General features: G+C 37.8%; 11 protein-coding genes. 9 read left to right on the top strand and 2 right to left on the bottom strand.

The annotated features are described in order from the left end of the window. The first annotated feature begins 155 nt into the window (after window positions 1-155). The 4 genes from H3T43_RS02675 (at window position 156) to H3T43_RS02660 (ending at window position 4,945) form a co-directional block, all read left to right on the top strand. Window positions 156-1,385: a lactate oxidase gene (locus tag H3T43_RS02675; RefSeq protein ID WP_198212401.1), complete on the top strand. Its 1,230-nt coding sequence runs from the start codon at window positions 156-158 to the stop codon at window positions 1,383-1,385. 164 nt (window positions 1,386-1,549) lie between these two features. Beyond that, a complete protein-coding gene (locus H3T43_RS02670) occupies window positions 1,550-3,046 on the top strand; it encodes an ABC transporter substrate-binding protein/permease (protein ID WP_198212399.1) in 1,497 nt (498 codons plus the stop codon). Beyond that, window positions 3,039-3,788 carry an amino acid ABC transporter ATP-binding protein gene (locus H3T43_RS02665; protein ID WP_034978122.1) on the top strand — a complete coding sequence of 250 codons (750 nt, stop codon included), beginning with the start codon at window positions 3,039-3,041 and terminating at the stop codon, window positions 3,786-3,788. The genes H3T43_RS02670 and H3T43_RS02665 overlap by 8 nt, the downstream gene beginning before the upstream one ends. A 14-nt stretch (window positions 3,789-3,802) precedes the next feature. Beyond that, window positions 3,803-4,945 (top strand): ArgE/DapE family deacylase, encoded by a 1,143-nt coding sequence (locus H3T43_RS02660; protein ID WP_198212397.1) that lies wholly within the window; start codon window positions 3,803-3,805, stop codon window positions 4,943-4,945. Window positions 4,946-5,070: 125 nt separating this feature from the next. Here the strand turns inward: H3T43_RS02660 and pepF are convergent, their stop codons facing one another. Continuing rightward, window positions 5,071-6,876: an oligoendopeptidase F gene (gene pepF, locus H3T43_RS02655; protein ID WP_198212395.1), complete on the bottom strand. Its 1,806-nt coding sequence runs from the start codon at window positions 6,874-6,876 to the stop codon at window positions 5,071-5,073. 147 nt (window positions 6,877-7,023) lie between these two features. Here pepF and H3T43_RS02650 point away from each other — a divergent pair, with 147 nt between their 5' ends. The 5 genes from H3T43_RS02650 to H3T43_RS02630 all read left to right on the top strand — a co-directional run bounded on the left by H3T43_RS02650 (window position 7,024) and on the right by H3T43_RS02630 (window position 11,524). Further along, a complete protein-coding gene (locus H3T43_RS02650; protein ID WP_198212393.1) occupies window positions 7,024-8,208 on the top strand; it encodes an LCP family protein in 1,185 nt (394 codons plus the stop codon). Between the two features lie 27 nt (window positions 8,209-8,235). Further along, window positions 8,236-8,610: a hypothetical protein gene (locus H3T43_RS02645; protein ID WP_198212392.1), complete on the top strand. Its 375-nt coding sequence runs from the start codon at window positions 8,236-8,238 to the stop codon at window positions 8,608-8,610. 101 nt (window positions 8,611-8,711) lie between these two features. Further along, window positions 8,712-10,259, top strand: coding sequence for an ABC-F family ATP-binding cassette domain-containing protein (locus H3T43_RS02640; protein ID WP_198212389.1), 1,548 nt, complete (start codon window positions 8,712-8,714; stop codon window positions 10,257-10,259). A gap of 8 nt (window positions 10,260-10,267) precedes the next feature. After that, window positions 10,268-11,044 (top strand): threonine/serine exporter family protein, encoded by a 777-nt coding sequence (locus H3T43_RS02635; protein ID WP_034978104.1) that lies wholly within the window; start codon window positions 10,268-10,270, stop codon window positions 11,042-11,044. 3 nt (window positions 11,045-11,047) lie between these two features. Beyond that, on the top strand, window positions 11,048-11,524 hold the full coding sequence (locus H3T43_RS02630; RefSeq protein ID WP_198212388.1) for a threonine/serine exporter family protein: 477 nt from the start codon (window positions 11,048-11,050) through the stop codon (window positions 11,522-11,524). A gap of 173 nt (window positions 11,525-11,697) precedes the next feature. On the opposite strand, the gene H3T43_RS02625 is transcribed toward H3T43_RS02630, so the two are convergent. Continuing rightward, a complete protein-coding gene (locus H3T43_RS02625) occupies window positions 11,698-12,408 on the bottom strand; it encodes a C39 family peptidase (RefSeq protein WP_198212386.1) in 711 nt (236 codons plus the stop codon). Window positions 12,409-12,462: the final 54 nt, after the last annotated feature.

Below are 12,462 nucleotides of genomic sequence, written 5' to 3'. Positions count from 1 at the left end.
ATAACATGCGTTACTATTTTTACTAGACTTTGTGAAAAAACAAACAGTAGGAAACCCGTTATTTAAACATTTATTTTTAAATTTCACTAACTTTTGTAAGCATTTACATGTATAATAGAAAGTGGAAGTTTTAATTTAAAGAAGGAGTCTTAAAAATGACATCATATTATAACGGTTTTCCCCAAAGTGATCGTGAAGAAGCTTTAAAGATGATTAACCTCGATGAACTTGAGGAACGTGCAAAGAAAGTTATGCCAGAAGGTGCATACTACTATATTGCTTCGGGATCAGAAAATGAGTGGACTTGGCGTAATAACACTACGGCCTTCAATCACTTTCAGATTGTGCCTCGTGCTCTTACAAATATGGATAGTCCGCAATTGGATACTGAATTTATGGGCATGAAATTAAAGACACCTGTGATGATTTCACCTATTGCCTGCCATGGTATTGCTCATAAAGATGCGGAAATTGCTACCCAAAAGGGTGCAGCTGCTGCTGGAGCCTTGTTTGCATCAAGTACTTATGCTAATAAGAGTGTAGAAGAGATTGCGGCAGCAGCTCCAAACGCACCACGTTTCTTCCAACTTTACCTCAGTAAAGATTGGGGATTCAACAAGATGGTCTTTGATGCAGTTAAAAAGGCTGGCTACAAGGGAATTTTCCTTACTGTAGATGCTTTGGTTTCAGGCTTTCGTGAAGCTAACCTCAGAACTAAGTTTGCCTACCCTGTTCCACTAGACTTCTTTACTCGTTACCAAGGAGCAAAGGGTGAAGGCCAAACTGTAGCGCAGATGTATGCTTCTTCAGCCCAAAAGATCGGACCAGAAGATGTTAGACGCATTAAGGAAATGTCTGGTTTACCTGTCTTTGTTAAAGGCGTTGTTTGTGCTGAGGATGCATATTTAGCTATGGGTGCTGGCGCTGATGGTATTTATGTTACCAACCATGGTGGTCGAGAAGTTGATTGTGGTCCTGCTACTATTGATATGTTGCCGGAAATTGCTAAAGCTGTTAACCACCGTGTACCAATTGTCTTTGACTCAGGTGTTCGTCGTGGTTCACATGTCTTTAAGGCTTTGGCACTTGGTGCCGATATGGTTGGTGTTGGTCGCCCATACTTATACGGCCTTGCACTTGGTGGCGCAAAAGGAGTGCAATCAGTTATTGAACAACTGAACCAAGAATTACTAATTGATATGCAATTGACTGGTTGCAAGACAATTGAAGATGTTAAACACGCCAAGATTACTCATATTAATTACACTGCTGATAACTTGAAGTCAAATACTGATCCTTCAAGAGCTAAGCCATATCCTGTAACAGCTGAGAATCAATTAAAAGAAAATGACTCTGATGCTGTAACTGGTGCTTCTCAAGCATAATCAGCCTTAAATATTAAAAAGCGCTCTGCATATATTAGGTGTTATAACTAACTTGCAGAGCCTTTTTTTATTGCTTAAAAAATAATTGCTTTTAATTAATAGTTGTAATTTAATTTTTATATCTTTATAATTGTCATAATAAAAACAAATAATGGAGGAAAATTATGAAGAAAGCGTGGAAATTGCTTGAAACTTTGTTGATAGCAGTTATGATGTTAACCTTGTTACCCCAGAACGCAGCAGCAGCTGATAAAGGACAAACTGAACAAAGAACCGACAATTATCTACGAAGAGTCAAGAAAAAAGGGCAACTAGTCATGGGGACTAGTCCAGATTATCCTCCTTATGAATTTGTCAAAAACATTAAGGGCAAATCAAAAATAGTTGGTATGGATGTTGAAATCGGGCAAAAAATTGCTCATGATATGGGTGTTAAGCTCGTAGTGCGGCCAATGGACTTTGACTCTCTTTTAGTAGGTCTTGAAACTGGCAAAATTGACATGGTTATTGCAGGAATGAACGCAACACCTAAGAGAGCTAAAAGCGTTGCGTTTAGTCAGCCATACTATAGAAGTGAACAGAAACTACTGATAAGAAAAGAAGATAAAGGCAAATATCATAATTATAAGTCTTTTGCAGGCAAATCAATTGGTGCTCAAACTGGCAGCATGCAGGCAACGATGATCAAAAATCAGGCCAAAAATGTCAAACTGAAGACCATGGATAAAGATAACGACCTGGTTTTAGGATTAAAAACGCATAAGGTTGATGCAGTTTCTGTTGATAAGGCAACGGCCGAGGCTTTTGCTCAAAACACCGATGGAATAATGGTTATTCCAGCGGGCCTCAAGACCGAGTCGTCTGCTACTTCTGTTGCCTTTCATAAGGGAGCCAATAGTTTAGTTAAAGCTGCTAATAAATCAATAGCAGAGATTAAGCAAAAAGATTTAATTGATAAAGTATATTTACCCAAAGCTGGAAAATATTTAACTGCCGGTAAAACAAAAAAGGAAGTCAAAGCGTCTAATTCGATGTGGGCATATAAAGACTTCTTTATAGCGGGAGTTGGTTACACCTTACTTATTTCTGCTATATCAGTTTTCTTTGGCTTTTTGTTAGGTGCAATACTGGCATTTATGCGCTTAGGACACAATCAAATTGCACGTTCAATTGCGAAAGCTTACGTAGAATTTATTCGTGGCACGCCGTTAATGGTACAACTGCTGTTTATTTACTTTGGCTTGGGAGTAGTAGTAAATATCCCAGCTTTACTGTCGGGTATAATTGCCGTTTCCCTTAACTCTGCAGCTTATGTGGCAGAGGTAATTCGTTCGGGTATTAATTCGATTGGTGTGGGACAGACTGAAGCATCTCGCTCCTTAGGCTTATCAAGAACTGCAACTATGCGTTATGTTATTATGCCACAGGCAATGAAAAATATTTGGCCGGCATTAGGTAATGAATTTGTTTCCCTCATTAAAGAAAGTTCCATTGTTTCGGTAATTGGCGTTAAGGATTTGATTTATCAATCACGTGTAGTCCAGGCCGATACTTATCGCGGAGTAATGCCATTGGTAATTACAATGATCTTATACTTCATCATTACTTTTGGTTTATCTAGCTTAATGAAGGTATTTGAAAGGAAAATGAATCATGACTAACGCAAACCCTGTAATTAAAGTTGAACATTTACAGAAAAATTTTGGCAATAATAAAGTTTTAAAGGATATTAATGCTCAGGTAAATGAAGGTCAGGTTATTTGTCTAATTGGACCGTCCGGTGCAGGCAAAAGTACATTTTTGCGTTGTTTGAACCTATTAGATCAGCCGTCCTCTGGCAAAGTGATTTTTGAAGATAAGGAATTAACTGCCTTAAGTGAAGATCAGCTTGATCAACTGCGTGAAAGAATGGGGATGGTTTTTCAGCAGTTTAATTTGTTTCCCCATATGAATATTATTGAAAATATTAAATTAGCGCCTATGAAAGTAAAGGGCATGAGTGACAGTGAAGCTAAAGCTAAAGGAATGGAGCTGTTAGACCAGGTTGGTTTGGCAGATAAAGCAGAAGCATTTCCAACCAATCTTTCAGGTGGACAACAACAGAGAGTTGCTATTGCTCGGGCTTTGGCAATGGATCCCGAAGTAATGCTCTTTGACGAACCAACTTCAGCGCTTGATCCGGAAATGGTGGGTGAAGTGTTGAAAGTAATGCAGGATTTAGCTCAAAAAGGGATGACTATGGTAGTTGTAACTCATGAAATGGGTTTCGCCAAAAATGTTGCAGATGAAGTATGGTTTATGGCTGACGGTTATATTCAAGAAAAAGCTGCACCACAGCAATTTTTTGCTCAGCCACAAACTCCGCGCGCACAGGACTTTTTGGCAAAAGTTCTTGAGGCTTAGGTGGGAGATAGTAAGTGGAAGAAACACAAGCGATTAAAATATTAACAGACTTGTTAGCGATAGATTCGGCAAATGATCACGAAAGCCTGATAGCTGATTATGTAACCGCATTGTTTAGCGGATATCCAGTGAAAATTCACAGACTTTCTTATTCTTCCGGCAGAGATAATTTGGTAGTAACCATTGGAGATCATGGTCCACTGTTAGGCTTCTCAGGGCATGAAGATGTTGTTGCAGCTGGGAATTTGACCAATTGGCATACAGACCCATTCAAGCCCGTTTTGAAAGACGGAAAAATATTTGGGCGTGGTGCGAGCGATATGAAATCCGGTCTGGCGGCAATGATTGTTGCAATGCTTGATTTACTAGATAGTGAGAAAGAAATGCCTGGTCGTATTAGACTCTTAGCTTCTGTAGGCGAAGAAACCGGTGAATATGGAGCGGCTCAGTTGACTAAAGAAGGCTATGCTTCTGACCTGGATGGACTTGTTATTGGTGAACCTTCTAACTTTGACGTACGTGTGACACATAAAGGTGTTATTGACTATTATGTTTATTCTAAAGGTATTTGCGTTCATTCTTCGACCCCAGAAAAAGGTCAGAATGCTATAATGCCACTGATTGAGTTTGCACAATCAGCGCAACAATTAATGGACAGTCATCAAAAAAAGGATCCGGTTTTAGGCTCTTTTACTCATGTGGTTAGCCAAATTCAGGGTGGAAGTCAAATTAATTCTGTTCCCGACAGTGCTTGGCTTTCCGGAAATATCAGAACGACACCAGTATATCCCAATGAGCAAATTTATACTGAACTTGAACAAATAGTTGCTGATTTAAATAAAAATGGCGCTCGGCTAAAAATAAGATATAGTTTTCCTGAGGTGCCTTTACCTGACCAATCTCAGACAAAATTAGCTAAAATGGCTCAAAAAGTTGTCGAGCAAGAAATTGGCAGGCCTAGTGAATTTGTTGCAGGAACTGCTGCTACAGATGCATCAGAATATATTCAAGCTGGGAAATTTCCTATTATTATTCTGGGACCGGGAGCCGGTACTACTGATCATGAGTCAAATGAGTATATAGAAGTTAATGCTTATTTAGATGGCTGTCGTTTATACCAAGAATTAGCAAGGCAATTTTGGAACTCATTAGACTGATTTTTGACTATCATTAATATTTTTATAACAAAAAAAGCTACTTCTTAAAAATAGGAGTGGCTTTTGATGTGAGAAATTATTATTTACATACCAGTTATATTATTTGTAACTAAAAGATGCAAGTATTAATTATAATTATTTTGGACAATTTTTTTAAATTCGCTTAAACGATTGGCAAAAGTTTTAAAGGCTTCTTCTAAATAATCTGGCTTCGTCATATCAACACCGGCTTTTTTCATAATTTCAACGGGATAATCACTAGAACCAGCTTTTAGAAAATTCAAGTAGGCCTTTCGTTGCTTGGTAGTACCATGAACGACATTATTCGCTAAGGCAGTGGCTGCAGCAAAACCTGTAGCGTATTGATAAACATAAAAATTGTAATAAAAATGAGGTACTCTGGCCCATTCTTTAGCAATTTCTCCACCAGGTTCTACTGCATCACCGTAATAGCGCTGATTAATTTTACCATAGATATTATCTAAACGATCAGCCGTTAATGGTTCACCATTTGCATCCATTTCGTGAATTTGCTGTTCAAATTCAGCAAATTGTGTTTGCCTAAACAAGGTTCCTTTGAAAGAGTCCAGGTAGTAATTAAGGACAAAGGCACGTGTTTTAGGATCCGAAATGTGATTTAAAAAGTACTCAGTCAGGATGTTTTCATTAGTTGTAGAAGCTATTTCAGCAACAAAGATAGGATAATCACCATAAACATATGGCTGATTTTGCCTAGTATACATGCTGTGGACAGAGTGTCCTGTTTCATGAACCAATGTGTATAATGAATCAACATTGTCCTCCCAATTGAGCAATTCATATGCATCTGTATCATAGCAGCCGCCAGAATATGCTCCTGTAGCTTTATTCTGTGATTCAACCACGTCAATTACGCGATTGTTAAAAATATAGTCGACCTGCTTTAAATAGTCCTCTCCTAAGGGTGCTAATGCTTTTTTAGCTTCTGCTTTAGCTTGCTCAAAAGTATAGCTCAATGCTGGTTTACCAGTTAGTGGAACATACATGTCCCACATTTGCAGATCCTTTAAGCCTAAAATCTGTTTGCGTAAAGCTACATATTCATGCAATAGGTCTAAGTGTTCATCGACTTTATCAATCAAAGTATCGTAAACGACTAATGGTACGCCATTTGCATTCATTGCATTCTCACGAGCCGATGGATAATGATGAACACGTGCACTATAGTTATGCTCCTTGACAGCACCAGAAAGCGTTGCTGCCAGGGAATTTTCAAATTGTCCGTAAGTAGTATACATGGAATCAAAAGCATTTTTACGCACTTCACGATTTTGGGATTGAATAAGCAGTGAGTATAAGCCATCTGAAAGTTGAACCATTTCACCGTTATCATCCTGAGTATAACCGTATTCCATATCTGAATTGGTTAAAACGTTATAGGTATTTTCGGAAGCAGATAAAGCATCACCAGCATCTGCAATTATCTTTTCTTCTTGTGCAGATAGCGTATATGGTCTTAGTCTCGTAATTTGATCAAGCAAATGTTTGTAGTTGCTGAGTTTAGGCTCTTCTCGTTCTAAAGCACTCAACTTTTCCGCTGAAAGACTTAAAATTGCTGGATTTATAAAAGAAGTAGCGGCTTCGAACTGGCTTGCTAGTCCCTGCACTTGAGCTACATAACTCAAATAGTGGGCATTTCCAGTATCAACATCACTGGCAAGAGTAGCATAAGAATAGACTTTTTCCAGTCTCCGACTAACTGTTAAAATTTGAGTAATACCATTATATAAAGATGCACCAGAAGTGGTAAAATTTTCTTTTAAAGTGCTTAAAACTGGTATTTCTTTTTTGACAAGTGTATATTCATCTTTCCAGTCATTATCAGTTTTAAATATCCTGGTTAAATCCCATTTAAGATTTTCTGGGACTTCATCACGTTTAGGAATTAACATAAAGATTCTCCTTTTTAGCTATTTAACTAAATTATACTAAAGATTAAAAAATAAGATATTATTAATTATAATTGATATTATTTTAATTCAAGTTTGAAAGTGTTAAAAATAATAGATGGACAACTACGAAAGGGTTTGTATAGAAGAATGAATCCAAATTCAAAACGCAGAGAAGATTACCGTAAAAAGCATTTTTCTCTAAATCTTCATCGAAATATTGCTTTAGCAGAACCAGCTAAAGCCTTTAAAGGCAGCGTTTTTGCTCGGATTTGTGGTATAGTAACTGTTTTATGTGTCTGCTTCGGGCTGGCCTGGATAGCTCACATGTATTTTGCTTTGCACAGTGCAATTGATGGCAATGGTGGCAATTATGCCACATCTGCAAGAATTGCCAACAGACAGCCGATTTCTGTTTTGATTCTCGGAGTTGATCAGGGACTTGAAGGACGACATGATAAAGGAAATTCGGATACTTTGATTTTGGCAACAGCAAATCCTGCTAAAAATAAGTCGACAATGACTTCAATTCCTCGAGACACTCTTGCTAATATATTAGGTGATCCTGGAAACAAGTACAATATGTTTCGGGTTAATTCGGCATATGGTATTGGAGGCAGTTCTGCTTCAATGAGAACCGTTTCAGCCCTAATAGGTGTTCCTATTCATTACTATGTGGAAGTAAATATGAAGGCACTAAAAAGCCTAGTTGACGCTGTTGGTGGAGTTGACGTTAAAGTACCTTTCAAGTTTTCATATGATTGGTGTGATTTTCACAAGGGAAAACAACACTTAAACGGACGCCATGCTGTAGCATATGTTAGAATGCGTCATGATGATCCTCGAGGTGATTATGGCAGGCAAATGCGTCAAAGACAAGTTATCACTGCTGTAGTTCATAAAGCTATTTCAGTTGATTCAATTACGAATTATCGCAAGTTGGTTAAGATCTTTTCAAAATATGTCAAAACTAACCTTACGTTTAATGATATGTTAGCCTTAGCCCTGACTTACCGCGGCTGTTCACAGAATATTGCCAGTGGTTATATTCAGGGGCATGATGCTTGGATTGATGGAGCATCTATTCAGGTAGCATCAACTAAAGAGCTTCAAAAGGCTTCTGACAAGATACGTACCAATCTTGACTTGGATAAAAAAGTATTGGATAATGATGAAACGAAACTCAATAAGTTAAATGAGCAGAACAATAACATTAAGTGGAAAGATCCCAATCCATTTACTAATTACCAGATTTACCGTTCAGTAGTAACTGATGAGTCAAATGGCAATTCTTCAGGAACTGGAACAAGTGGAGATAATTCTGCAGGTCAATAACTGTTCTGGTAAAGGAGGATAATAAATATGCGTAAGCAATCTGTATTTATAGCTATTTATAGTACAATATCAGCCTTTATTGCTTTTATTGCGATAGTGTTCATTTGCTTACGCACATTTCATTGGAATTTACCCGTTGCTGTATTAGCAGCAAGCATATTTGCCTTATTTTTCTTTGCTCTTTCATGGTTTCGCGGTCATGCCTCCGTTGAAATTAAACGAATTGCACGTGAACATCATTTATCTGATAAAGATTTAGCTAAAATTACTGGCATGAAAGCAAGCGATTTTCCAATTTATAACGATAAATTGCAGTTGATTTTACCTAAGCGTTATTGGCCTAAAATATTGGACTCCTTGCAGAAATATGAACAAGAAAAAAATGAAAAGGTGGGCAAGTAGCCCACTTTTTTGTTGTGGATATTAGCAAAACCAGGCCAAAAGATTAAAGGTAGTTTTACTTTATTTTGTACAACTTATAATGATATTTAGGGAGATGCATAATGAGCATACTAACAGTTAAAAATTTGGGACAAGGTTTTGAAGATAAAACTTTATATCAAGATGCCAGTTTTGTACTTAACAAAGAAGATCATATGGGTGTGACTGGTCAAAATGGGGTTGGCAAATCGACCTTGATTAAAATTTTAACTGGTGAAATATTACCTGATGATGGACAAATTAAATGGCAAAACAAAATTGCAATTGGTTACCTTGATCAGTATGCCAAGTTGAAACCAGGGGTGACAATTCGCCAGTTTTTACGTACGGCTTTTGCATCACTTTATGATAAGGAAAAAGAGTTAAACTCTTTATATGAAAAGTATGCAGCTGAGGGTGATAGCTCTATATTAGAAAAAGCAGGTAAGATGCAAACCTATCTGGAAGAAAATAATTTTTATAATATTGATACCGAAATTGAGCGAGTTGCATCGGGATTAGGTCTAGCAGAGCTGGGGTATGATCATGATGTGAGTCAATTGTCAGGAGGTCAAAGGTCAAAAATTATTTTGGCTAAGTTGCTTTTGCAGACTCCAGATGTGTTGCTGCTAGATGAGCCGACCAACTATCTTGATGTTTCTCATATCGATTGGCTGGTTGACTATTTGAACAATTTTGCCGGTGCTTTTATCGTGGTTAGCCATGATTATGACTTTTTAGACAGAATTGCCAATTGTATCATTGATATAGATATCGGCACAATTACACGTTATACAGGTACTTTAAAACAGGCAATGCGTCAAAAAGAAGCTAATCGGGAAACGTATATGAAGGCTTATGCTAACCAGCAGCGTAAAATTGCCAAAACAGAAGCTTATATTCGCAAAAATAAGGCTGGTACCCGTTCAAAAAGTGCAAAATCACGTGCTCGGCAACTTGCAAAAATGGATGTACTGAATCCACCTAAAAATAACCATAAACCACACTTTGCATTTCCTTATGTGGCTACAGCAGCCAATCTTTTATTGCAGACACAGGATTTAGTAATTGGCTATGATCAGGCGTTAGTCAAAGAAGCGTTCAATTTTTCTGTTGGAGGTAATGAAAAAGTTGCTATTACCGGTTTTAATGGTATTGGGAAATCAACGCTTTTAAAAACCTTACTGGGACAACTTGATCCGATTTTTGGTTCCTATAAATTGTCTGAAACTGCTAAAATTGCCTACTTTAAACAGGAATTAACTTGGTCAAATAATAACATGACACCTCTGCAATATTTGCAGGAAAACTTTGAGCGCATAAAACCCAAAGAATTAAGAGGGGCTTTGGCAAAATTGGGCGTCACTGCTCAACAGGCAATGAGTCCTTTGAAAAAGCTATCAGGCGGTGAGCAGGAAAAAGTCAAACTCGCAAAAATGTTGTTTGAACCGGCAAATTTATTATTTTTGGATGAGCCAACCAATCATTTGGACCGGGATTCTAAAGACGCATTAAGACAGGCTATCGTTAAATTTCCGGGAGGAGTAATTATCGTTAGCCATGAACGTGATTTTTTCCAAGGCAATTGGGTTGATAAAACTATTGATATTGAGACTATGAATAAACTTTGAGGTGAAAAATGAATGCTAGACCAGGTGAATTATTTTACCAAGATTTGCTTGAGACCTGCTTAACTGTCGGTGAATTAATGATTGAAGGCGGAAGCGAAATGTATCGGGTTGAAGATACGATGGTGCGCATTGCCAAAAGTGCTGGTGAACCGGATCCACGTGTTTTTGTAGTACCAACGGGTGTTTTTATGAGCTTAGATCACGGTAACTATTGCCAGAGCACACTTGTACATGAGCGCAATATCAACCTTGAACTAGTTGACCGTATCAACTCTTTGTCCCGTGCTTTTGCAGATAAAAAAATAACTTTGCAAGAAGTTAAAAAAGAAGTTACCAAGATGGCAAAGGGTGATTATCCCAATTTTCCCATATGGCTGCAGACGATTGGAGCCGCAATTTTAAGTGCAACGCTCATGGTATTATTCATGAATAATTATGATTGGATCGATTTTCCTGCTGCGGCTATTGTTGGAGCTATTGGATTTCTTTCATTTTATTATTTTAAACGTTTTACCAATGTTAAATTCTTGGCTGAACTTGTTGCAGCTCTGATTATGACGGTTATTGCAGCTGGTTTAGTTCGACTTTTTCCGCAAATGATTATTGACCATATTCTTACTGGTGCACTGATGCCTTTAGTTCCGGGTCTGGCTTTGACAAATGCACTGCGAGACCTATTTAAAGGTGACATTCTTTCAGGAATGGTGAAAATTTGTGAGGCTCTGCTTACAGCATTTGCATTGGGCGGCGGAGTTGGTATTGTCTTGAAATTTTTAGGAGCTTAAAAAATGCCTTTTTGGTTAGAAATACTAATTAATGTTGCTTTTGCCTATTTGGCTTCGGCCTGTTTTGCGTTAACAATCAATGTCCCAAGACGAGTACTTAATTTGGCCGGCGTGAGTGGAATTATTAGCTGGATTATTTATTGGCTGTCAATGAGAGCGTCGATGGGTCGGTTATTATCTAATTTACTTGGCTCTTTTGCGATTGGTATTTTAGGGATAGTTTTTGCCAGAATGAAAAAATGCCCAGCTACAGTTTTTTATATCCCTGCGATTGTGCCTTTAGTGCCAGGTGTTCCAGCATACCAGGCTGTGCGTGAATTAACATCCGGCAACCTTAGGGGTGCAAATGATGCAGTTTTAAGAGTAATAATTGTCACAGGATCAATTGCTTTGGGGATGCTCTTATCAAACATGTGTGTGGAAATTTTCTTCAGAATAAAAAAATTTTACAAACGTCACTCAGATAAGTATAATAATTAATGCGAGTCGACAAAAACGCGAGATGCGTATTTGTATGAGGACACCCGCCTTAAGTGACAGGCACGGGAAGTGCTGGTGGTTGACCAACCTGATGTGAACAGAAGTAGTCACCTGTTAATTTTAACGGGCCTCGATTTGAAAAAGAGCAGATTCTTAATTGAATCTGCTCTTTTTTATTTTAAATATAATGCTTGCTTTCCTTGTTGGTTAAAACTTCTTTCCAAGTTTCTCCACGGAATTGCTTTATTTTTATGACCAAAGGGATCATTAACGTAAACGATTCGTGCCTTTTTATCAAAGCCGGTAATAACGCAAGCATGTGAAGACGGTGTCACGTGTACTTCACCTTGAGCTGTTTGCCACGTTTGCATGTCGCCAACATGATTAAAATTGGTGGTAGTGATAATTAGAACTGGATGACCATCAGAAACCAATTTTATTACTTGGATGAAATCATGATTCGTGAAATTCTTAATACGGTTAGTGTACTTTAGTCCGACTTGCTCTAGCGGTTCATTATAAACGCACCAGCCAGCATTAGCCTGACTCATATAGCCAACGAAGCCAACATGAGGATTGCCGCGATATTTGCCATCATCGGTATATGAAGAAACGTGCTTAATATTCTCTGAGAGATCGAGTTTATTAACTTTAACACCATAATAGCGCAAAAGCATCGAAAGAGAAGTCACTTCGCAGCCGTTGGGCAAATCTGGATACTGATTTTCTAAAGGAACATCTAACTTCTGGGATGATTTTAAGGTTAACCAGTCATAGCGGTCTTTAACACCTGTAGAATTAAAAATTGTAAAGACTAAGCCTAGAAAAAAAACACCCAATAGTAATATCAAAATAGCTTTAAAGGAAAATCTTTTCTTTTTCATAAAGCTATTTAAACATAGGACGATTATTAAAAGCAAAAAATCGCTCATTAATTT

Origin of the sequence: Lactobacillus sp. M0396, from assembly GCF_016101625.1 — a bacterium.
In the GTDB taxonomy this organism is placed as follows: domain Bacteria; phylum Bacillota; class Bacilli; order Lactobacillales; family Lactobacillaceae; genus Lactobacillus; species Lactobacillus huangpiensis.
Note: the sequence above shows the minus strand (reverse complement) of the source record. Positions and strands in the feature narration are given on the sequence as shown.

Excerpts from the sequence above, each read along its gene's own strand:
- H3T43_RS02675 (WP_198212401.1), top strand. The coding sequence starts at position 156 with ATGACATCATATTATAACGGTTTTCCCCAAAGTGATCGTGAAGAAGCT.
- H3T43_RS02670 (WP_198212399.1), top strand. The coding sequence starts at position 1,550 with ATGAAGAAAGCGTGGAAATTGCTTGAAACTTTGTTGATAGCAGTTATG.
- H3T43_RS02665 (WP_034978122.1), top strand. The coding sequence starts at position 3,039 with ATGACTAACGCAAACCCTGTAATTAAAGTTGAACATTTACAGAAAAAT.
- pepF (WP_198212395.1), bottom strand. The coding sequence starts at position 6,876 with ATGTTAATTCCTAAACGTGATGAAGTCCCAGAAAATCTTAAATGGGAT.
- H3T43_RS02650 (WP_198212393.1), top strand. The coding sequence starts at position 7,024 with ATGAATCCAAATTCAAAACGCAGAGAAGATTACCGTAAAAAGCATTTT.
- H3T43_RS02645 (WP_198212392.1), top strand. The coding sequence starts at position 8,236 with ATGCGTAAGCAATCTGTATTTATAGCTATTTATAGTACAATATCAGCC.
- H3T43_RS02640 (WP_198212389.1), top strand. The coding sequence starts at position 8,712 with ATGAGCATACTAACAGTTAAAAATTTGGGACAAGGTTTTGAAGATAAA.
- H3T43_RS02635 (WP_034978104.1), top strand. The coding sequence starts at position 10,268 with ATGAATGCTAGACCAGGTGAATTATTTTACCAAGATTTGCTTGAGACC.
- H3T43_RS02630 (WP_198212388.1), top strand. The coding sequence starts at position 11,048 with ATGCCTTTTTGGTTAGAAATACTAATTAATGTTGCTTTTGCCTATTTG.
- H3T43_RS02625 (WP_198212386.1), bottom strand. The coding sequence starts at position 12,408 with ATGAAAAAGAAAAGATTTTCCTTTAAAGCTATTTTGATATTACTATTG.